Below are 20,756 nucleotides of genomic sequence, written 5' to 3'. Positions count from 1 at the left end.
CTCTGTAAACTCACTGTGCGGATATGCTACTATTGCTCAAATAAAGTGCATCTCCGCTAATTTAAGGTAAAACATGCAAACATTACATGCTGAAGTTATTGCTATCAGCCCATTAACTGAATTTGTTAACAAAGTAGTTTTGAAGCCAGTTGAAAACGTTACTTTTGAAGCTGGCCAATACTTGCAAGTCGTTTTAGGTGAAAAAGATAAACGTGCGTTTTCAATTGCTAGCCGCCCTTCACAAAGTGATGAGCTAGAGCTACATATAGGTGCGTCAGCTGCTGATTCATACGCAATGCAAACACTTGAGCACCTCCGTGATGCACACAAAAGCAATACAACAGTCACCATTGAAACTGGCTTAGGTGTTTCACAACTACGCCTACAATGTGAACGCCCAATAATATTACTTGCCGGTGGCACGGGCTTTTCTTACGTTAAATCAATGGCTGATCATTTAAGTGAAATAGGCTGTGATCGCCCTGTGTTATTTTACTGGGGCGTGCGTGAAGAGTCTGCTTTATACGCCCACACTGAAATGCAAGCATGGGCTGATAGCCGTGAAAACTTTAAGTTTATTCCTGTTGTTGAAAACCCTAGCGATAGCTGGAACGGCCACACGGGATTTGTGCATAAAGCAGTAATGGCTGATATCGCCTCACTTGAACCATACGATATTTATATGGCTGGTCGCTTTGATATGATAGGTATCGTACGTGATGACTTTATTGCCCACGGTGCTATTCGCGAAAACATGTTCGCTGATGCATTCGCGTTTATCAAATAATAATACTCTATTAATGTAAAAGCGCCGCACGGTGCTTTTACATTTTCAAAATACTCCCCCTCTTTCACTGCTTACCTATATTTAAGTTAATACAATAAAAACTGATAACTAATTGTTTAAACCTATCACGTTAATCAACATAAACAATTTCACAAAATCCCATTCATTAACCATACTTTATGTAACTTAATAATTGGGAGAGACCCAAATGCTAAATACAAAAGTAAGAGACTTTATGCAACATAAGTTGCCACACATCACCCCGACTACTGAAATGACCGCCGCCATATCCGAGCTGCAAAAGTTTAAGTTACTAGGTGCGCCAGTATTTGATGACAATAAATGTTTAGTGGGCTTTATTTCTGAGCAGGAGTTATTAAAACCACTCATGCAAAACAGTTACTTTTGTGATGGTGTAGTTAAAGTATCTCAGTTAATGCGAACTGATGTTGTCACAGTCAGTGGCGACATGAATATTATTGAGCTTGCAGAGCAAATGCAGCCAGGAAAACCAAAAAACTACCCTGTTATAGATGGGACCACAGTTATTGGCATGATAGGTCGAAGTGATATATTAAAAGCACTCTATGATAATTATATTAGCTGCCAAGAACATTAGGCACGCAATAAAGCGCGCCTACTAGCCGCTGTTAATTAACGTGCAGCGGCAGCTTGTTTTAGCTGCTGCCTGTCAGTATCACTCAAATAAGCGATTTGTAACGCGTTTGCTTGGGCTTTTTCCATATCAGCTTGCGTCAAACCGGCTGCAGGTGCTGCAACACTGTATTCGTGCTCGATTTCAATGCCCTCAACTGCAGGATCATCTGTATTAATGCTTGCCAAAATACCATGATCTAAAAAGCGTTTTAATGGGTGTATATCCAAGCTAGCAACGGTACTTGTTTGGATATTACTGGTTAAGCATGACTCAATACCAATACGGTTATCACGCAAGTAATCCATTAACTTAGGATCTTCAATTGCTTTAACACCATGGCCTATTCGATTTGCACCCAACTGATTAATCGCTTGCCAAATACTCTCGGCACCAAGCGCTTCACCCGCATGAATTGTTGCAGCTAAATACGCATTTGATACTTGTTTAAAATGCTCTACAAACAACTCACCCGGAAAACCTATTTCATCACCAGCCAAATCAACAGCAACTAAGTCATTCTTAAACGCCAATAAGGCATCAAGTTCTTGCTGACAAATTTTTGTGCCATAAGTACGCGACATAATTCCGATAAGGTTTGCTTTAACAGTACTGGTTTGGGTGGCGCTTTTAATGCCATCTACAACAGCCTCTACGACACCTTGAGGGTGCAAGCCTTGACTCTGTGCCATGTAATATGGGCTAAAGCGCAATTCTACATAATCTAAGCCTTGAGCCTGAGCATCTTCAATATTTTCAATAGCGATACGACGACACGCATCGTAATCGCCCAACACGGTGACTCCCCAGTCAAGTTTTTGTAAAAAAGCCATGAGGTTTGGTTCAGGATCGATCACTTGAACATGTGGGGTCAACGCATCAATATTGTCTGCAGGTAATTCAATATTGAACTGACGCCCTAGTTCTAAAATTGTTTGCGCACGTACATTGCCATCAAGATGGCGATGAATATCTAGCAACGGAAGATTTTTATTTATCATAATTAGTGCTCAGTCTATTGAATTTGCGCGGATCATACGCATTTACATCGGTAATTCAAGTTTAGCTGACTCTGTTTCTAATAGAGAGGTCATTTGTCATCACTGGGAGTAATATACCCAATCCACCTCAAGGTGGCAGTTTCAGTTGGAATTAAAAGCGATTTAGGCAAGGCATTGATTGCAAGAAATAGTGGTTCTATTGTTAAAATCGCTTTTAAACCAACCTGCAGGGCGTTTCACAGGCACTTACTCTCATCGTTGTTACTTTTGTAAAAGGGAGTGCCGTTCTTGCAAAATAACGCCTTGATATTAAGCCCCTGTGAAACGCTGAATTATGCATCTTGAGGTGGTTTGGGCATATAGTGCCAAATCGTTTTAAACAACTTGTCCGCTTCTATTGGTTTTGTTAAATACCCATCCATTCCCATATTCAACGCTTTATTAATGTCTTCATCATGCGCATTTGCTGATAAACCAATAATAGGCAACTCAGTCATGCCTAACTCGTTGCGAATAACCTGAGTAGCCTCTAGCCCATCCATATTTGGCATTTGAATATCCATAAGTACTAAGTCGTATTTACTCAGTGTCACTTTTTCAATAGCTTCATAACCATCATTTGCAATGTCAATTTCGCCCCCTTTCGTTTTAAGGATTGCGGATGCAACATGCTGGTTTAAAGGATTATCTTCGACCAATAATACTCTCGTATCAGCAAACGATAGGCTACCAACATCAAGATTATTATATATCGGCTGAAAATTCTCAGCTTTTGGCAAAGGGGAGTTGTTCGGCAATGAGAACGTAAATTTCGCACCGCGACCTTCCTCGCTATACAGTGAAATCTCGCCACCCATCATCTCAACTAACTTTTTACAGATACTTAATCCAAGGCCTGTGCCACCAAACTTTCGCGATGTAGAGCTATCTGCTTGTGCGAATGGTTGAAATAACTGCTGCTGAGCACTTGGGCTAATTCCGATCCCAGTATCTTTGACGCTAAAAAAAGTATTCTGTGCTTGCTGCCAGACTTTAATAGTAATCGTGCCAGAAGCAGTAAACTTAATCGCATTATTTAATAAATTTAGTAATACTTGTTTCAAGCGAATAGGATCGGTGTTTAGCGTTAATTCGGCATCTTTATCCAACTGTAAATTAACAGCCAAGGACTTAACTCCGGCATCAAATTGAACTAGGTTGAATATTTCATCTATTAGTTGGTTGATGGAAATTGGCTCCTGCATTAAATCAAGCTTACCCGCTTCCATTTTTGAGAAATCTAACACATCATTTAACACTCGTAATAGTACATTTAATGCGCCATCCGCTTGCTCAATATAATGTCTCGCTTGTTCCCAGTTATCTTGCTGCAACGCCAAGTAATGCAATCCCTTAATGCCATTAATTGGCGTTCGGACTTCATGGCTCATATTCGCTAAAAATTGACTTTTTATTTGGCTTGCTTCATCTGCTTTTTGCTTTTCTTCTCGCAGTATGCGGGTCTGTCTAGCTACTTGTTCTCTAACATGGATATTGGTGCCCGTTACCGAGATTAAAAAGGTAATTAGCAACCACACAAATAACATCCCAAGTATTTGTGCCAACCAATAAGGTAACCATGAGGATTGATTCTTAGGTGCTACTAGCTCAACCTGCCATAGGCGCTTACCTATCAACAGTTGATACTCTTTTAGTATATTTAATCTATTTGCTGAGTCTTCATAAATGATGCTCTTTTTGTTATCAGTCACATCATAAAAGTTCGCACTCACTTGTTCATAATGGTTAAATTGCAATCGGCCAACAAATTCACTTAAGCTGACCACACCTACAACATGCCCTTTATAATCATTTAACGTATCTAGGTCGCCAAAAACAGGTATAAAGAATAAAACGACATTCCCGTAATGAGAATACTGAACTGGTTTAGTTATTACAAGCTCATTTAATGCTTTTGACATTAATAGCGCGTCTCTTCTAGTTTTATCCGATCCCATATCAAACCCAATTAGATCTTCATTATCATGTAATGGTTGAACATAATGTACGGGGTAATAAGTCGGTCGTGTAACCGCTTTTTGCCAAAACATTTGAGGGGACTTTTCTTTTATAAAAGCCGCAGGAAAGATGGTTGATAGTGTTTTTTCAAATTTTTCGACCTGATTAATTTCAACTAACTGAACCCATTTAAACGCGAGAATTTCCTTATTATATTCAAGCAACTTAGAGGTAAAGCGCTTAAACTCGACTGGACCAACTTCATTACTACTTGCAAAGAACGTTGATAGCAAAGTTAAGTGCCCAGCAATTTCATTTATTTTGTAGTTAATTTCTGATTGCACCTCAGCAATTTTGGCTTCTTTCTTTTGAATATCTTTGTCTTTTTTTAAACTAGCAGCGGCATAAAAACTAACACTGATCACAGCATATATGATAATCGCAGGCACTATAACTTGTAATCGATGGCGCGCTCTTTCATAGTTAAAAGCAGCAAGTAAGAGAGGTGTAAATATTAATACCCCAATACTGTCACCAATCCACCAAGTTACAAAATTATTGAGTGCGGCATGTGCAGGAATAACCTGGTTAATCATCAATAAACTCGTGCCAATTGCAGCTGCAATTACACAACTAACAGGCCCAGCGACAATTAAGCTTTGAACACTGCGTTGCAGTGATGATAAATCTAGCGGGGCTTTTATTACTTTTATAATAAAATAACGCCCAACCAAGGCTTGTAATAATGCAGCAAAAGAGACACAGGTAGCTTGTAAAAACACGTGCCATTGGAGAATATCTGAAACACCGTTAAGATGAATTAAATTGGTCAATATCGCCCCAATAAATACACCCAAAGCAGCTCGATAACCAAACAATAACAAACCAGCTAAGGCAATACCTGAGGGAGGCCAAGAAGCGACAGCATAGCCGTCAATGGCAAGTAAAAAGTTACTCAGGTAACCGGTACAAAAGTAAGCAGCCGCCAGACTGAAGGTTAAAACAAATGTATTCTTCAAAATCTGGCGCTCCTTTGCCGTTGATACGTTACAAGTATAGATCAAGCGCCTTTTGAGGCTGTGCACTTTTACTATAGCTGAGTTGAGCTTGTATTAAATAATCTTTCTGGTTATCAGGGGCCAATGCTTTATCAAACACTCTAGCAGCTAAATCATACTCACCGTGAGCATTTGCTAAACATGCTAACGCCAGCAATAAGTGTTGATTATCAGGATCTTTTTTCAATGCATCTTGCAAATTAGCTTGCAACTTTAAGGCATCTCCTGGCGCTGATACTTTGAGTATTTGTGCTAACTGGTGCTGATCATCTGACTTTTTCAGCATTTTTAATAATATTAGTTCAATTTCACTTAAACGGCCCGCTCTTGCCATAGCTGACAAATAAGCAAAGTGTGCTTTCACTTTCAAACTTTTACTGAGCGATTGATATTTATCAACCATCTCTGATTGAGCATTAAAATAAGCACTAAACAATGCCTGCCATTGAGTTTCTGTGAGTGCTTTTTTACTCAATAAACGAGGCATAAATTGTTCAAGCACAGACCATTTTTGTTGCTGAACTAACACTTCAGCATACAATTTAAGCTCTAATGCACTGGCTTTCTTTGACTCCGCTAACTCTTTTAATTCACCGGTAACAGTACTACTGTCGCCACTGGCAAGCCATAATTTAGCTGCTTTAAGCTGATTGGCTGGACTAATTTTATCTAAATAAGAAATAGCTTTGCCTGCATTACTCTCTTGTAATGCGGCTTTGGCTAACATGGCGTAGCGCAAATCCTGCCAAGATTCGGTGACGCTATTATTGTCTAGCGCAAGCTCTAGTTGCTCATAATCACCATTAACTAAACACCATACACCTTGTTCAATAGCCGCTTGTTTTCGTTCTTCGCTTCGCGCGAAAAAACGATGCCGAGTACGACTGTATAATGACCAAACGTAGCGAATCAGCTTATAGGCTAAATATAACCCCAATGCGATAACGATAAAGGTGGCACAAAACGCAACGATAGAGCCTTCAATCGTTGTTTGGTTAAATGAGACTAACACGTAACCCACTTCACCAATTAGCATAGGTGATACAGCAAGCAATATAGCAATGGCTAAAATAACCAATATTAAGCGGATCATTTTGCCCACTCCTTGACCTGCTCGGTGCTTGTTAATGCAATATCCTGTTTAAATTGCAAACTTTCTTTACTAAGCTCATCCAGTGCCTTAACGGTACTTTTTGTTAAGGGCTGATCAAGCTTGAAGTACGCGTTAACTAAGTTATTTGCTTGGCTAAGTGCGGTAAAATAAACGCTTGCTTGCTTAGCTAAAACTGCATCTTGTGCTTGTGTTAAATACAAGTTTAAACGCTGCTGAATTAAATGCCGCTCTTGTTCGGTTAGTAATGGCTCAATGGCCATCCCTTCGCGCTGACGAATTTTAATAAAATTATCTTTAAACTGATGCCATGAGTTGGCTAAATTTTGCTGCCAATCGCTCACATTTTCACTCAACGCATGTTGCTCTTCTTTTACCACCTCTTGAGGTAAAGAAACCGCATTGAATTCCAGATTCTCAACTTGCTCAACAAGGCCGTGCAATTTTAAGTAAATTGCTTCAACAGGTACCCTCTGTACACTACTAAGGGCTTGTAAATCTTGATGAATAGCTTGGCGAATAGCACCTGTACCTGGATGCTCCGCAAGCAAAGAATCTAACCGAGACAATACTGCAGCTGCCCCTTGATAATCTTTCTCTGCCCACAGCTTAAACTCAGCCATTCGTTGCAAACTAGTGACTTCCTGAGGGTTCAGGCTATATGCCTGTTGCTCTGCACGCTGTAAAGCACTTTCTAACTGCTGTTGAGTTTGTGCTGTATTTTTTTCAAGCGCCGCTGTCACTTTGTTTTCACTGTTAAACAATGCTTGCTGCAATGTTTGTTGCGCACTTTTTACAGCCACTAATTCAGCGTTTAAGATCTCGTTATTTGACTTTAACTGCTCAATAATTACATTCTCTTGCTGATCAGTATTTAGTTTCTGATAAAACTGATACCCCACACCAGAGGCGACAATTAAGGAGATCAGTAGCGCTAAACTCCCTGTTTTACTAATACTTCTCTTATTGTTTTGATTCATGGCAGGTTCTTGTTTTTCAGCAGAAGTAGAGGCTGACTTTTGAGCCGCTTTAGCAGCTGGCTTCACCTCAACAGAGGCCGATGGCTTTGCATTTTCACTCATAGTTTTACCTTGGCTGATGCAGGTAAACATCGCGCTATCGCTTGCGCCTGCAGCAATGTGTATGTTTGCCGAACTTAAATGTTGCTTTAAATATTCACCAATTCGTTTACTGGCAACATAAAACTGGCAGTGTTCTAACCATTGTAGTTGTGCTGACGATAGTTGATGAAAAATTGCATCAACAGCCGCATTACTTGTAATAACTATACCTTCAACATCAATACTTTGCCAGTGGTCTAGCCAGTCACTCTGTGCACCTTTAACAGGCTGACGTTGATAAACCACTAAGCTATTTAAAAAGGCATCTCGTTCTTTGAGTGCATTTGCAATAGTTGGCCGACCTTTTTTACCTTTCACTAATACGATATTTTGCTGTGCAACCTGTTGCAATGAATTAAGCGCTAATAAGCCCTCAGAATCATGAGTTTTTGGCACCGCAGCGCGCACTCCAAACGCTTGCCAAATGGCATCGGCTGTTTGCTCACCCACGGCGTAAAACTGTGCTTTGGTATTAATATCAGGTTTGAGTGCCAGTAATGCATTAACAGCATCTTGAGAAATAAAAATAATTTTATCCGCATTTAACAACGGCGTTAATTGCGCACTATTTGGCTCAAGGTAGTCAATTGATAAAACAGGAAACAAAGTCGCCTGATAACCCGCTTGCTCAAGTTGCTTGGCAAGGTCAATACCTTTTCCTTGTGGCCGAGTTATCAGGATATGTGACATTTATGCGTCTCTGTATACTTCAGCTAAAATTTTATCAGCACCCATACTAAGCAACTGCTCAGCTAATTGAGTACCTAGCATCTGTGCATCCACGGCTTGACCACTAATATCAGCGCGTAAAATCTCACTACCATCCACGGCCCCCACAAGACCACGAAGGTGAACCTTTTCACCATCAACAAGTGCATAGGCACCAATAGGAACTTGGCATCCCCCTTCCAAGCGGCGGTTCATAGCACGCTCTGCATTTACACGAATACGTGTTTCATTATGCTCAAGCGGCGCAAGTAAAGCTTTCGTCACGTCATCGTCATCTCGGCATTCAATACCTACAGCGCCTTGACCATTAGCAGGCAATGATATTTCAGGCTCTATAAATGCTTTAATTCGGTCATGCATTTCGAGGCGAATTAAGCCTGCAGCGGCTAAGATTATGGCATCATATTGGCCGTCATCTAGCTTTGCCAAGCGAGTATTAACGTTACCGCGTAAGTCTTTAATATCTAAATCAGGGCGACGAGCACGAATTTGACATTGACGACGTAAACTTGATGTACCCACAACAGCGCCTTGTGGAAGTTCATCAATACTGCCATACGAGTTAGAAACAAACGCATCGCGGGGGTCTTCACGCTCACAAATCGTATGCAGCACTAAGCCTTCAGGAAAATCAACAGGTACATCTTTCATTGAATGCACAGCAATATCTGCACGGCCATCTAGCATTGCTTGCTCTAGCTCTTTAACAAACAAGCCTTTACCACCAATCTTAGCCAATGGTGTATCTAAAATTATGTCACCTTGAGTCGACATAGGCACAAGCTCAACGGTTAAGTCATTATGAAAATGCTCAAGTTGTGCTTTCACAAACTCAGCTTGCCACAGTGCTAATGCACTTTTACGAGTGGCGATACGAATAATATGTTTTTTTTCAGTTACTTCATTTGTCATGAATAAATCCAATTGTTTTTGCTAATCAAACGTAAGGCCTAATCAGCTAAAATACGAAACTCTTTTTCCGCCAATAAATGATCTTGCTCGTCAACCACGTCAACGCGCCAGTATCCAATTTGCTCAGGTAAAATATGTTTATTTGAGTAGGTACGATAACGCGGTGTGGTCACTTTCAATTCAATACTCGCCATAACTCGATCATCATAACGCCAAATATGCCTGATACTTTGGCCTTGTAAATTTTTAAGTTCGCTAAAGAAAGTCAATGTATCGGTAAACTCAGTTAATCGAATGTCAGCTTTAAAAACATTAACTGGCTCACGCTCAACGACCTTGCGAGTAAGTACAGCTCGGCTCACCTTTTCTGTGTCTATTTTAGCACCAATTGCAACGCTTGCTATATGCGCTGTTTCTGCAAAGCTTTCTTGGTTGCTGCTTGGTAATTGGGTCTCAGTACCAGGCTCAGCAATTTCTTGCGATTCAATCTGCGGCTCCGACAACACCGATGGCTCATCTTTTACATTATTTACCACCTGCATTGGTGGTAAATCAGTATCTGAGTTACTTACGATGGGAGGCTCACTAACTTCTATTGCGTTGTCATTCGATGCAAGTGTTGTAGATGATTGCTCTACAATCATAGGCTCAGCTTCTTCAACTTTAAGTTGTGGGCTCGTTTCGCGCATATTGTCAGTAGGTAAGTCATTTTGTTCAGCATTTACTGAACCCATAAGGCTATAAACAAGCACGACCAAAAGAACGCAGACAAACAGCATGGCTGTAGCAATACGCCGCCAATGCCATTGATAAGTCACGGACGGTAGCGTATCTGTTGCCGCTTTATTCATACTTGCAGTAATCACGATTTTTTGACTCATAATAGCCTCATGCTTTTAATCATTAACTTAAGCGAGCAATTAACCACTGGCGGATTGCCATTAGCTCTTCCCCGCAGACTTGGTGAGCCATTGGGTAATCTTGCCAGCTTACATCCATGTTCAGTGCAGATAATGCGTCAAACGCATTACGACCCGCGCTATGCGGTACAACATCATCATGACGACCATGCGCCATAAATACATTTAAATCAGTATGATTCGCTTCACCTGACAGTTTCTCAGGTGCACACATATAAGTTGAAAGGGCCATAACCCCTGCTAATTTTTGTGTTAACCGAGGCGCTAAGTGTAGTGAAATTACGCCGCCTTGCGAAAAACCAGCTAGAATAATTTTATCAGCCGGCACACCACTTTCAAGCTCTTGCTTTATAAGTTGCTCAACTTTTTCTGCCGACTCACGTACACCCGCTTCATCAGCACGTTTATCTAAATCCATCGATTTAATATCGTACCAAGAGCGCATAGCCATGCCACCATTAATCGTTACAGGTTGCACCGGAGCATGCGGAAAAACAAATCTAACACCTAGTTCATCAGGTAATGCTAATTGTGGAGCTACGGGTAAAAATCCCTCTCCAGAATCACCTAAGCCATGCAACCAAATAATGGTTGCTTTGTGGGCTGCTTTTGCCGGGTATTCTACAAATTCTAAACTCATAGCTCTGATTGCCACTCTACTTTTTGCCCAGCTTGGCGCGTGCTGGCATCGTTCATGAACTGCCAAAACTCAGCGCCTGAACGATTATCAATCCACTTATCACCCTGTAACTCAAAGTGATGACCGTTAAATTTTGTGGCCACCCACACCTGATGTAATGGTGCTTGCTTATTAATCACTATTTTAGAGCGATCAGCAAAAATAATTTCTAAGATCCCTTGCGCAGATTCATAATCTAGATCTGCTTCACAATCATCAACTTGCTCTTCTATTGTGAACATAAGTGCTTCGGCTAATTGGTGATATTCATGGTCTGTCATTATTATTTCCTTTACGGCATTGGGTACAATTTGCATGCAGGTAGTGTAACAGGAATAAAATCATCCGCGAATAGCTGCATTTTTTAGATATTCTGTTAATCTGCGATTATAAAGCCAGCAACGCGATTAATCTAATGAAAGAGATGCATCTTAAACAATTAAAACGACTTTTTCCTATGGGTGTATTACTCATCACTTTAGCGGGTTGTGGACAAAGTGGCGCTTTGTACTTACCTGATGATGAAGTAGAGAAAAATATTCAAGAAAAACCTATGTCTTCACAAAGCAAAGCTTCTGCATCACCCACTCAATCGAAACAGGATCAATAGATGGACTTTTTTGACTATAAAAATGATCACCTTCACGCTGAAGACATCGCTGTCAGCACATTAGCTGAACAATACGGTACTCCATGCTATGTGTATTCACGTAAAACCTTTGAACGACATTATATGGCCTTTGCACACGCTGCTAAAAACCATAAAAGCTTAGTTTGCTATGCGGTTAAAGCAAATTCAAATATTGCCGTATTAAACATATTGGCACGCTTAGGTTCAGGGTTTGACATTGTTTCTAAAGGTGAGTTAGCGCGTGTTATTCAAGCCGGTGGCGATGCTAGCAAGGTAGTTTTTTCAGGTGTTGCCAAAACCGCAGATGAAATAGCCTACGCACTTAAGCTTGGCATTAAATGCTTTAACGTTGAATCTGTATCCGAGCTTGACCGTATTTCACAGGTTGCGACAGAGCTTAATCTAATGGCACCTATTTCAATTCGTGTAAACCCAGATATCGACGCTAAAACGCACCCTTATATTTCAACAGGGTTAAAAGAAAATAAATTTGGTATAGATATTCTTACCGCTGTAAGTGTATATAAATACGCAGCCTCATTACCCAGCCTTAAAATAATCGGTGTTGATAGCCATATTGGTTCACAGCTCACTGAGATAAAGCCATTTCTAGAAGCCTTAAATAAAGTATTAACACTGATTGATGAATTAAAAGAAAACGGTATCGTACTGAGTCATATTGATATCGGTGGTGGTCTAGGCGTGCCTTACAATGGAGAAACACCTCCCCACCCAAGTGAATATGTAGCGCAGATAACTGAACGTTTAGCAAACTACCAAGATTTAGAGCTTATATTTGAACCTGGCCGCGCAATTGCTGCAAACGCTGGTATTTTGGTTACTAAAATTGAGTTTATCAAACAAAACCAAGACAAATACTTTGCCATCGTTGATGCCGGTATGAACGACATGTTGCGCCCATCACTTTATCAAGCTTGGCAAAATATAGTCCCGGTAACCCCTCGCAAAGATGACACACCAACACGTAACTTTGATATTGTTGGCCCTGTCTGTGAAACAGGTGATTTTTTAGGTAAAGATCGCATGCTTGCTCTGCAACAAGGCGATTTACTTGCCCAACGTAGCGCAGGCGCTTACGGCTTTACGATGAGCTCAAACTATAATTCAAGGCCACGTGTAGCTGAGATAATGGTGGATGGTGAGCACAGCTATCTAATCCGCGAGCGTGAAACAATTGAAAGCCTATGGCAAGGCGAGAAAATTTTACCATAAACTTTTTGTAACCCGGCTGCTCTGTGGCATGATTAGCGCAGAGCAAATCCGAATTAGAGCGCTATGTTAGTTAATTTTTCTAAAATGCACGGCCTAGGCAACGATTTTGTTGTAATTGATAACATTACACAAAACGTTTTCTTATCACGAGATCAAATCAAAAAACTGGCAGATCGCCATTTTGGCATTGGCTTTGACCAACTGTTAATGGTCGAAGCGCCCTACTCTCCTGATCTCGATTTTCATTATCGTATTTTTAATGCTGACGGCAACGAAGTTGAACAGTGTGGTAACGGAGCTCGCTGTTTTGCACGCTTCGTGCGCATGAAAGGTTTAACCAATAAACATAAAGTCACCGTATCTACCAAGTCAGGTAACCTGACTCTTTATATTGAAAAAGATGGGCAAGTTACCGTTAATATGGGCCACCCCAATTTTGAGCCGAATAAAATTCCACTCAAAGCCAGCAAACGAGAGCTCACCTATATTATTCGCGCCGAAGAACACACCGTATTTAGTGGTGCGGTTTCGATGGGTAACCCTCATTGCGTACTTGAGGTCGACGATATAGAAACTGCCGACGTGAATACACTAGGCCCTCTACTTGAAAATCATGAGCGTTTTCCGCAACGCGTTAATGTGGGTTTTATGCAAGTTATTTCCAAAGAGCACATTAAGCTCAGAGTTTGGGAGCGCGGTGTAAGCGAGACACTCGCCTGTGGTACAGGTGCTTGTGCAGCCATGGTTATCGGCCAAGTGCAAAGTAAATTAGCAACTACAGTACAAGTGGATTTACCGGGCGGAAGCTTGCAAGTTCGTTGGCAAGGTGAAGGGCACCCAGTAAGAATGACAGGCCCTGCAGAACACGTATTTGATGGACAAGTTGCCTTATGAGTAAAATATCAAAACAACAAGTTAGCGACTTTTTAGCTGAAAACCCGGATTTTTTACTGCAAAATCCAGACCTTTTAGCCCAGTTAGAGCTACAACAAAAAGCTCAGGGAGCGACTTCGCTGGTGCATATTCAGCAGCGCCAGTTGCGTGAACACAATACCAAACTAAAAGCACAAATTGAGCAACTGATTGAACAAGCAACTGAAAACGAGTCTATTTATCGTCTATTTAGCCAATGTCACCGTCAACTTTGGACTAATTACGATTTTAAAACCTTAGCGACTAACTTGCGAAATATCATTTGCACCAACCCTGCAATCAGTGAGTGTCATTTAGTACGCTATGAAGCTAAATATGATGAATTAATCGAACATCGACTAAAAGACACAGGTACTTACCTTGGCCGAGTTAGCCAGCAAGAGCGAGACTTATTATTTGCTGAGCAAACTCAATCAACTGCTTTGTACCTAATTGGTAACAACCAACACCCTGTTGCCATACTTGCCTTTGGTAGCCTTGATGCAAATCACTTTGAACCAGCCAAAGACAGCTTTTTTGTGCTTGAATTTGTACGCTCTTTGCAACTTAGATTATTGGAACTCCAACTGGAATTGGCATGAGCGAGGAGCAACCTCCTGGTTTAAACCACTTAGGCGAGCAATGGCTCACCCCTATTCAACTGTTTAGTGATTACTTACGGTTTGAAAAGCAATACTCAGCGCACACCATTAGCCAATATACCAGCCAGCTGCAATTTGCTGCGCACTATTTTAGTAAACTGTGTGAGAGTTGGCAGGATGTTCAAGGCGAGCATATACGCCGCTACAGCATGGCATTGCGCAGTAAACAGCTCAGTGGCCGTACAATAAGTTTAAAGCTTAGCTGTATTCGCAGCCTGTATAAATTTCTAAAATCAAAAAAAATCACCCAACAAAACCATTATCACAATCCTGCTGAAGCAATTAAAGGCCCTAAGTTTGCCAAGCCTCTGCCAAAGAATCTCGATGTTGATCAAATGGCACGCCTACTAGAAATCGATGATGATGACCCCCTCGCTATCCGCGATAAGGCGATGATGGAGCTGATGTATTCTTCAGGACTTCGTATCAGCGAGTTAGTTGGCGCTAACATGCAAGATATTAACCGCAGCGAAGGTGAAATATTGGTTCGTGGTAAAGGCAACAAAGAACGCTTATTACCGGTGGGCGGCAAAGCACTAACCGCGTTAAATTTATGGCTAAAACTGCGACCACAATTTGCTAATCCAGACGAGCCTGCGGTGTTTGTCAGCAGTAAAAAGTGCCGAATATCAGTGCGACAGGTACGATTACGTATGCAACAATGGGGGATTAAACAAGGTATTAGCAGCCAAGTACACCCTCATAAGTTGCGCCACTCCTTCGCTTCTCATATTCTTGAATCATCAGGTGATTTACGCGCAGTTCAGGAATTATTAGGCCACAGCAGCTTATCTGCAACTCAAGTGTATACTCATCTAGATTTTCAACATTTGGCTAAGGTGTACGACAACACGCACCCGCGCGCTAAAAAGCGACACGACCCAGACTAACGAGGAATTTTATGATCCGTTTTAACCGCGCCATTACGCCAGTAAAAGTGCTCAGTTTTGATTTAGACGACACACTTTACAATAATCACCCTATTATTAAAGCAGCTGTGCAGGCACAAATTGATTATTTAAACGCGTTACCTGATTGGCAAGCGCAAGGTCGCCACTATTGGCAATACTGTAGAGAGCAAGCTGTTAAGCAAAATCCTGCGCTGGTTGATAACGTGACCCAGTGGCGAAAAGACACCTTACAACTTGGCTTGGCTAAATTAGGCTATCAAGACGCGCAACTTGAGCAACATGTTAGCGGCGCTTACCAAGCGTTTGCTGACGCGCGTAGCCAAATAGTGGTCAGTGATGATGTGTTAGCATTACTCGCTCAGTTAGCTAAAAAGTATAAACTCATTGCTATTACAAACGGTAATGTCGAGGTTGAACGATTTAACCTAAATGGCGTATTTGAACTTGTTTTACAAGCAGGTCTTCATGGTAAAGCTAAGCCACACCCAACTATGTTTGATCAAGCCTGCGAACAGCTAAACGTTGAGCCAAAACACATACTGCATATCGGTGATAGCTTAGATACAGATGTTCATGGCGCGCACAACGCGGGCTGTCAATCACTGTGGCTAAACGATCAGCAAGCTCGTTATGCATACCGAGGCTTACCTGATGTAGAGATTGCATCAATTGATGCGCTTAAATATTTTTTAAAGGAATAGGTAAAAGTATGGCTTGGGGTTTTTTAAATAAACTAGTCAGCTTTTTATTACTGCTATCTGTCTCACTAAATATCTATCTGCTATGGCCTGAAAACATCAAAAGTGAAGCAACCCCTCCCTTGCCAGTGACTCAAAAAACAATTGCCAAAACAACTGAAACTAAAGCAAATAGCCCTTACCAACTAATAAATATCCTCTTTAAACAAAAGAAGTTTAGTGCAGCGGTGGCTAATTATGAGCAATTAATAGATTCACACCCCTTGCAAGCCGAAAAACTACATTCCTCATGGCTAAAGGAAGTGAGTAGCTGGCTAAGTAATAATAAGCTCAATCTAAGCGAAGACTTTTTATATATATTTTTAAACCGTTTTCCATATGACGTTAAAATGTTGCAACTCGATGCTGAACGCTTAATTAAAAATCAGCAAACTCACCAAGCAATCGCTGCGCTTTTTAATATAAAGCCGTTGGCTGATAAAATTGAACAACCCACCGTTACGATGCGAATAAACCAGTTGACTTTAGCACAAATAAAATCACTGTCTGAGCAACAAGCTTGGCAAAATTTGATAGATGAAACGACTGTTTGGCTAGACTACACAAGCAATAATTCTGATTACTTAATAGCACAAGCAAATGCTTATTATCAGCTAGGTGATTTAATCAGTGCACAAAGTAGCTTAGATAGACTGCCTCAAAGTCACCCAAATAAAACACACGCTAATGCACTACAAGACTCAATAAATAATGCTTATACGAAAGTGGATCATGTGCCATTAATAAAACGTGGTGCACATTATTTACTGAATATAGTTGTTAATAGCAATCAAAATACTCAACTGATGATTGATACCGGAGCGAGTATTACTTTATTGCCTGAGTCATTTATAAATTCGCTTTATCCAATCCCTGATTTCCTAGGCACTATCACAGTCGATACTGCAAACGGGAAAACTGTTGCAAAGCGTTATCAGATTGAGTCCATTAAAATAGGCCAACAAGTACTGACTGATTTTGAGGTTCTGACTATTAATCAAAACACAGATCATGGTCTATTGGGTATGAATTTTTTACAACATTTTAAATTTAATATTAATCAGCAAGCAAATCAGCTAGAGTTAGAGAAATTATAAATTAAGGATAATGATGACACTCAACGACTTTTTAACCCGTCTTGCCAATGACCCGCAAAATGTCGAATTCACCGACACTATGGCAGTAATTGATACAAACTACACGTTTACTCCTTCTAATTTTAATAACCACGGACTCGTCAGTAGTGCGAATGAGAATAATGGCTCATGCAAAATATTTGCTTTCGCTAAACTCAATGAACTCAGTAAACAAAATACCTTAGATTGCTTTGGTAAATTTTACCGTGAAGATGTACTAAGCAACCCAAATTCCGATGACCACATGAATATACGTACTTTCATGCTTGCCCCTGAAGCAACCCCATTTTTAGGAATTAGCTTTGATGGCACACCCTTAACCGCAAAAGAATAACATTCAAATTAGTATTATTTAGCCGCTACTAGCGGCTTTTCCATAAAGTAACGCGTACCGTTGAGTGGGTAATTATTAAGTTGATATTTAACCTGATAACCACGCTTTTCATAGAAAGGTTTGGCTTGAAAGTCTAAGGTATCAAGCTGAGCCTGAACGGCACCCATTTCAATTGCTGCATTTTCAAGTGATGTTAGTAACGAATCAGCCAAGCCATTGCCTCGTGCTGATTCAGCACACCACAACCAACTTATTAGCAGCCAATTGCCAAATATATGACCACTTATACCGGCAACTAATTCATTTTGTTTATCGAGATATTTAAAGCCGAGAACTTTGCGCTCTGCGTCGAAGTGTTGAGCATTAAACTCAAGCATATTAGCGCGCAGTGCTTGGTTTAATTGCTCAGTATTATCAGCATGCAATAGGTACATTGGGCGTTCCAAATAGGCCTATTTTAGCAAATACCTGATGTTAAAACAGGTTATTTTGTCCGAAGGGAACTTCAAGCATATTGCTAGAAATTTTTTCCGGCTGACCACACATTTCATCATAAGCGCTGGTATGCCTGAGCATCATTTGCGCATAAGCAATATCTTCAAAGCGTTTTTGAATATGTAATGGGCTGACTGCCTTTACAAATTCACCATTACTTTCTTGTACATAGTATTCAACATTATTAATGACAACAGACACTTGATACAAGGCCATTTCCAGTGAATGAACCACCACTTTTTGTAATGGCTGATGCTTTTTTAGTTCTGAAAATTGAATACCCATATTAACCTACCTACTGTTAAATTAACTGTCCAAGTAATCAATACGCAGCTTTGCTATAATCGCGATCAACTATTTTCATTGCTTATTAATTATACGGCATATGGATACAAAAATTCGACTCGCCAGCGCTTGATTGAGTCGATACATCATTGCGCTGTAACTATTTTGAGGCTTCTGCTGGTATTACTTTCTGAACCTAAGTACCTATTCTGGGGTTGACTATAGTTTTCTCTTCGTTTAGGCTTTTATTCATATTTAAAAAGGAATTTAATAAATGATAAAAGTAATTTCAGCAGTGGTTTTTTTGATGTGTGCATTGGCCCATACGCCAGTACTCGCAAATTTTAGCACACCAGACTATAAAGGTCAGTTTTGTAGCACTTGTACATCTGAGAGTAAGGCTTTTCAGAGGGCTAAAATTTATGCACCTCAAAGAAATTGTTACCCTGTAAATTCTAGCACTCCTATGACTCCTAATAACATGCAGTGCACCTCTGCTAATAAGCAAGTTTTCTTAGTGCATCCAATAAGTGGAATAACTTATGGTTTTTGGGTTACACATGAAGATTTTATCCCATATGATGTCAAAGTAACCGCATTCTCATTAACCAATACTCAAAAAGAAGTTTTTGCAGAAGCGGCTAGTTTCTACGAAGAGGTAAAGCAAGTACTTTTATCGACGTCAGGTCATAATGTAAGTCGCTTGGGCTTTTCGAATACCCGTAACCAAACTCAGCAAGTAGAGCAGTCGTGCCCAACAGATTCAGCGTTAGCAACACTGTTAGATCCTTCTAAGATGATGGATCTTGAAACATTTGCATTGGCTGAAATTACAACAGGTTTGGGTAATGGTATTGACATTCATAAGAGAATTTATCAAGGGGCACGTTTTACTAGCGGCTCTGTGAGTTTGTCCCATCGTGGAGCTAGTGCAAGTGTCGCTATATCTGAGGGTGAGCAACCTTTAGTTTATAACAAAACTTTTAATGAGAGCGAGGAGGCAAGTTCATTTGGTGATGTACTGGCTATTAACATAGATCATATTGGTTGGGATGCTAACAACGTACCACTTTTGGGCATGAAATTAAGCAAAGCTCATTCCCGAATTGCTGGAGGTAAAAGAATTGAGACCTTATTACAAGCACTGCATGGCCCTCAAGAAATTAATAATGAATGTGTACTATTTCAGCTAAGAAAATTAAGTCAGTTAGGAGATTTTAAACTCAAAGATGGTTCGGCAGCTCGTTTTGGCAACCCTGAGGGTATTCCATCAGGAGTAGGAGATAGCGGTAAAGTAACAGGTTGTACAATTTACTTTTACAATTCTCGTAACGAATTACAATACATTTTTAAAGTTCCAAAATCACAATGTCAATGAATAAAAATGGCTATAAGGCTGTTTACTTAAGATGCGCTGCCTTTTTTCTAATGCAGCGTGCCGCTCTTGGCTTGGTTGAACGAAGAAAACGTCGCTCTCTTCTGGGTTTTTGAATTAGGCTTTTTACCATACCATTAAAGCATTTTAATTGACGTGGTATTGCGCCAAAGACTGAATAAGGTATCCTAATGGGTAGCCTCACCTCAATGTGACTACTTTTTATATTTAGTATTATCAATACGCAGCTTTGCTATAATCGCGACCAAATTTATTTAATTACGCGCTATCATGGATACAAAAATTCGACTCGCAAAGTACATAGCGCATGCCGGCGTGTGCTCACGCAAGCAGGCCTCGCGTTTGATTGACGAAGGTGTAGTCATGGTTAATAATCGCCCCGCTAATCATATTGATCATGTGGACGAAAACGACAGCGTTATCGTTAATGGCCAGGCCATTAAAGGCCCAGCCGATTTAGTCTACTTTGCCTACCACAAACCAGTGGGAATTGATTGTAAACTCAATCAACACGACCCAAGCAGCCTTATTCATCATTTACCGCAACTTACCCGTGTTTACCCTATTGGTCGCCTAGATAAAGACTCGCGCGGATTACTTATTTTGACCAATGATGGGGATTTTTGTAATCAGCTGATCCACCCTGACTTTCATCAGCCCAAACGCTACTTAGTCACTGTGAATAAAACATTAGACGCGCATTTTTGTGAAAAAATGGCTGCAGGCGTCCCTGTCGACAAGCAAATGACCTTGCCGTGTGAGGTGACTAAAATCACTGACAATCAGTTTAGTATTATTTTAAAACAAGGACTTAATCGACAAATTCGTAAAATGGCGCATTACTGTGGTTACAAAGTGACTGATTTATACCGCGTACAAATAAGTGAATTACTGTTAGACAATTTAAATTTACCCGAAAACCAGTTTATAAAAATTAATAAAAGCGACATTTTAGGCTAATAAGCCCACGCTACCCCCCCTCGCTTTAACGCAATTAAAAAACACAAAATAAACTTGCAAAAATAGATTACAAGTGTAGTCTTAAGTTAAGGA

The 20,756-nt window shown here is 40.5% G+C and carries 22 protein-coding genes; 12 read left to right on the top strand and 10 right to left on the bottom strand.

Annotated elements, in window-relative coordinates; translation table 11 throughout:
- The first annotated feature begins 73 nt into the window (after nt 1–73).
- Nucleotides 74–787: an NAD(P)H-flavin reductase gene (gene fre, locus ACFI4Z_RS10635; RefSeq protein WP_462670572.1), complete on the top strand. Its 714-nt coding sequence runs from the start codon at nt 74–76 to the stop codon at nt 785–787.
- Between the two features lie 208 nt (nt 788–995).
- The gene (locus tag ACFI4Z_RS10630) at nt 996–1,406 is read left to right on the top strand and encodes a CBS domain-containing protein (RefSeq protein ID WP_462670571.1); all 411 of its coding nucleotides are present in this window, start codon (nt 996–998) and stop codon (nt 1,404–1,406) included.
- 35 nt (nt 1,407–1,441) lie between these two features.
- On the opposite strand, the gene add is transcribed toward ACFI4Z_RS10630, so the two are convergent.
- From add to cyaY, 8 genes are all read right to left on the bottom strand, one after another.
- A complete protein-coding gene (gene add / locus ACFI4Z_RS10625; protein ID WP_462670570.1) occupies nt 1,442–2,443 on the bottom strand; it encodes an adenosine deaminase in 1,002 nt (333 codons plus the stop codon).
- A gap of 332 nt (nt 2,444–2,775) precedes the next feature.
- Nucleotides 2,776–5,460 carry an ATP-binding protein gene (locus tag ACFI4Z_RS10620; protein ID WP_462670569.1) on the bottom strand — a complete coding sequence of 895 codons (2,685 nt, stop codon included), beginning with the start codon at nt 5,458–5,460 and terminating at the stop codon, nt 2,776–2,778.
- 28 nt (nt 5,461–5,488) lie between these two features.
- Nucleotides 5,489–6,592, bottom strand: a complete 1,104-nt coding sequence (locus tag ACFI4Z_RS10615) for a heme biosynthesis HemY N-terminal domain-containing protein (RefSeq protein WP_462670568.1) — start codon at nt 6,590–6,592, stop codon at nt 5,489–5,491.
- A complete protein-coding gene (locus tag ACFI4Z_RS10610) occupies nt 6,589–8,421 on the bottom strand; it encodes a uroporphyrinogen-III C-methyltransferase (protein WP_462670567.1) in 1,833 nt (610 codons plus the stop codon). Before ACFI4Z_RS10610 ends, ACFI4Z_RS10615 begins: the two co-directional genes overlap by 4 nt.
- On the bottom strand, nt 8,422–9,372 hold the full coding sequence (gene hemC, locus ACFI4Z_RS10605) for a hydroxymethylbilane synthase (protein WP_462670566.1): 951 nt from the start codon (nt 9,370–9,372) through the stop codon (nt 8,422–8,424).
- Nucleotides 9,373–9,410: 38 nt separating this feature from the next.
- The gene (locus ACFI4Z_RS10600; protein WP_462670565.1) at nt 9,411–10,253 is read right to left on the bottom strand and encodes a DUF2914 domain-containing protein; all 843 of its coding nucleotides are present in this window, start codon (nt 10,251–10,253) and stop codon (nt 9,411–9,413) included.
- Between the two features lie 22 nt (nt 10,254–10,275).
- The gene (locus ACFI4Z_RS10595) at nt 10,276–10,932 is read right to left on the bottom strand and encodes an alpha/beta hydrolase (RefSeq protein ID WP_462670564.1); all 657 of its coding nucleotides are present in this window, start codon (nt 10,930–10,932) and stop codon (nt 10,276–10,278) included.
- Nucleotides 10,929–11,252, bottom strand: a complete 324-nt coding sequence (gene cyaY / locus ACFI4Z_RS10590; RefSeq protein ID WP_462670563.1) for an iron donor protein CyaY — start codon at nt 11,250–11,252, stop codon at nt 10,929–10,931. The genes ACFI4Z_RS10595 and cyaY overlap by 4 nt, the downstream gene beginning before the upstream one ends.
- 134 nt (nt 11,253–11,386) lie before the next feature.
- On the opposite strand from cyaY, the gene lptM reads away from it, so the two are divergent.
- The 8 genes from lptM (at nt 11,387) to ACFI4Z_RS10550 (ending at nt 17,527) form a co-directional block, all read left to right on the top strand.
- Nucleotides 11,387–11,581 (top strand): LPS translocon maturation chaperone LptM, encoded by a 195-nt coding sequence (gene lptM, locus ACFI4Z_RS10585; protein ID WP_462670562.1) that lies wholly within the window; start codon nt 11,387–11,389, stop codon nt 11,579–11,581.
- Nucleotides 11,582–12,835 (top strand): diaminopimelate decarboxylase, encoded by a 1,254-nt coding sequence (gene lysA / locus ACFI4Z_RS10580; RefSeq protein ID WP_462670561.1) that lies wholly within the window; start codon nt 11,582–11,584, stop codon nt 12,833–12,835.
- Nucleotides 12,836–12,898: 63 nt separating this feature from the next.
- Complete coding sequence (gene dapF / locus ACFI4Z_RS10575; protein WP_462670560.1) at nt 12,899–13,729, top strand: diaminopimelate epimerase; 831 nt, start codon at nt 12,899–12,901, stop codon at nt 13,727–13,729.
- Nucleotides 13,726–14,349: a DUF484 family protein gene (locus tag ACFI4Z_RS10570; protein ID WP_462670559.1), complete on the top strand. Its 624-nt coding sequence runs from the start codon at nt 13,726–13,728 to the stop codon at nt 14,347–14,349. The genes dapF and ACFI4Z_RS10570 overlap by 4 nt, the downstream gene beginning before the upstream one ends.
- Nucleotides 14,346–15,299: a tyrosine recombinase XerC gene (locus ACFI4Z_RS10565; protein WP_462670558.1), complete on the top strand. Its 954-nt coding sequence runs from the start codon at nt 14,346–14,348 to the stop codon at nt 15,297–15,299. Before ACFI4Z_RS10570 ends, ACFI4Z_RS10565 begins: the two co-directional genes overlap by 4 nt.
- 11 nt (nt 15,300–15,310) lie before the next feature.
- On the top strand, nt 15,311–16,021 hold the full coding sequence (locus tag ACFI4Z_RS10560; RefSeq protein ID WP_462670557.1) for an HAD-IA family hydrolase: 711 nt from the start codon (nt 15,311–15,313) through the stop codon (nt 16,019–16,021).
- Between the two features lie 8 nt (nt 16,022–16,029).
- Complete coding sequence (locus tag ACFI4Z_RS10555) at nt 16,030–17,154, top strand: TIGR02281 family clan AA aspartic protease (protein ID WP_462670556.1); 1,125 nt, start codon at nt 16,030–16,032, stop codon at nt 17,152–17,154.
- A gap of 13 nt (nt 17,155–17,167) precedes the next feature.
- Entirely contained in the window at nt 17,168–17,527 is a 360-nt protein-coding gene (locus tag ACFI4Z_RS10550) for a HopJ type III effector protein (RefSeq protein WP_462670555.1), read from the top strand.
- A gap of 14 nt (nt 17,528–17,541) precedes the next feature.
- Here ACFI4Z_RS10550 and ACFI4Z_RS10545 read toward each other — a convergent pair whose 3' ends face one another.
- Nucleotides 17,542–17,961, bottom strand: coding sequence for a GNAT family N-acetyltransferase (locus tag ACFI4Z_RS10545; protein ID WP_462670554.1), 420 nt, complete (start codon nt 17,959–17,961; stop codon nt 17,542–17,544).
- Nucleotides 17,962–18,001: 40 nt separating this feature from the next.
- The gene (locus ACFI4Z_RS10540) at nt 18,002–18,307 is read right to left on the bottom strand and encodes a DUF6482 family protein (protein ID WP_462670553.1); all 306 of its coding nucleotides are present in this window, start codon (nt 18,305–18,307) and stop codon (nt 18,002–18,004) included.
- A gap of 274 nt (nt 18,308–18,581) precedes the next feature.
- On the opposite strand from ACFI4Z_RS10540, the gene ACFI4Z_RS10535 reads away from it, so the two are divergent.
- Nucleotides 18,582–19,685 (top strand): hypothetical protein, encoded by a 1,104-nt coding sequence (locus ACFI4Z_RS10535; RefSeq protein ID WP_462670552.1) that lies wholly within the window; start codon nt 18,582–18,584, stop codon nt 19,683–19,685.
- 288 nt (nt 19,686–19,973) lie between these two features.
- Nucleotides 19,974–20,663, top strand: coding sequence for a pseudouridine synthase (locus ACFI4Z_RS10530; RefSeq protein ID WP_462670551.1), 690 nt, complete (start codon nt 19,974–19,976; stop codon nt 20,661–20,663).
- Nucleotides 20,664–20,756 lie beyond the last annotated feature (93 nt).

It is taken from the genome of Pseudoalteromonas sp. RWi3 (assembly GCF_054960735.1).
The sequence above is the reverse complement of the archived record's forward strand: the minus strand, read 5'-3'. Positions and strand labels throughout refer to the sequence as shown.

Coding starts and splice junctions, on each gene's coding strand:
- fre (WP_462670572.1), top strand. CDS start 74: ATGCAAACATTACATGCTGAAGTTATTGCTATCAGCCCATTAACTGAA.
- ACFI4Z_RS10630 (WP_462670571.1), top strand. CDS start 996: ATGCTAAATACAAAAGTAAGAGACTTTATGCAACATAAGTTGCCACAC.
- add (WP_462670570.1), bottom strand. CDS start 2,443: ATGATAAATAAAAATCTTCCGTTGCTAGATATTCATCGCCATCTTGAT.
- ACFI4Z_RS10615 (WP_462670568.1), bottom strand. CDS start 6,592: ATGATCCGCTTAATATTGGTTATTTTAGCCATTGCTATATTGCTTGCT.
- ACFI4Z_RS10610 (WP_462670567.1), bottom strand. CDS start 8,421: ATGTCACATATCCTGATAACTCGGCCACAAGGAAAAGGTATTGACCTT.
- hemC (WP_462670566.1), bottom strand. CDS start 9,372: ATGACAAATGAAGTAACTGAAAAAAAACATATTATTCGTATCGCCACT.
- ACFI4Z_RS10600 (WP_462670565.1), bottom strand. CDS start 10,253: ATGAGTCAAAAAATCGTGATTACTGCAAGTATGAATAAAGCGGCAACA.
- ACFI4Z_RS10595 (WP_462670564.1), bottom strand. CDS start 10,932: ATGAGTTTAGAATTTGTAGAATACCCGGCAAAAGCAGCCCACAAAGCA.
- cyaY (WP_462670563.1), bottom strand. CDS start 11,252: ATGACAGACCATGAATATCACCAATTAGCCGAAGCACTTATGTTCACA.
- lptM (WP_462670562.1), top strand. CDS start 11,387: ATGAAAGAGATGCATCTTAAACAATTAAAACGACTTTTTCCTATGGGT.
- lysA (WP_462670561.1), top strand. CDS start 11,582: ATGGACTTTTTTGACTATAAAAATGATCACCTTCACGCTGAAGACATC.
- dapF (WP_462670560.1), top strand. CDS start 12,899: ATGTTAGTTAATTTTTCTAAAATGCACGGCCTAGGCAACGATTTTGTT.
- ACFI4Z_RS10570 (WP_462670559.1), top strand. CDS start 13,726: ATGAGTAAAATATCAAAACAACAAGTTAGCGACTTTTTAGCTGAAAAC.
- ACFI4Z_RS10565 (WP_462670558.1), top strand. CDS start 14,346: ATGAGCGAGGAGCAACCTCCTGGTTTAAACCACTTAGGCGAGCAATGG.
- ACFI4Z_RS10560 (WP_462670557.1), top strand. CDS start 15,311: ATGATCCGTTTTAACCGCGCCATTACGCCAGTAAAAGTGCTCAGTTTT.
- ACFI4Z_RS10555 (WP_462670556.1), top strand. CDS start 16,030: ATGGCTTGGGGTTTTTTAAATAAACTAGTCAGCTTTTTATTACTGCTA.
- ACFI4Z_RS10550 (WP_462670555.1), top strand. CDS start 17,168: ATGACACTCAACGACTTTTTAACCCGTCTTGCCAATGACCCGCAAAAT.
- ACFI4Z_RS10545 (WP_462670554.1), bottom strand. CDS start 17,961: ATGTACCTATTGCATGCTGATAATACTGAGCAATTAAACCAAGCACTG.
- ACFI4Z_RS10540 (WP_462670553.1), bottom strand. CDS start 18,307: ATGGGTATTCAATTTTCAGAACTAAAAAAGCATCAGCCATTACAAAAA.
- ACFI4Z_RS10535 (WP_462670552.1), top strand. CDS start 18,582: ATGATAAAAGTAATTTCAGCAGTGGTTTTTTTGATGTGTGCATTGGCC.
- ACFI4Z_RS10530 (WP_462670551.1), top strand. CDS start 19,974: ATGGATACAAAAATTCGACTCGCAAAGTACATAGCGCATGCCGGCGTG.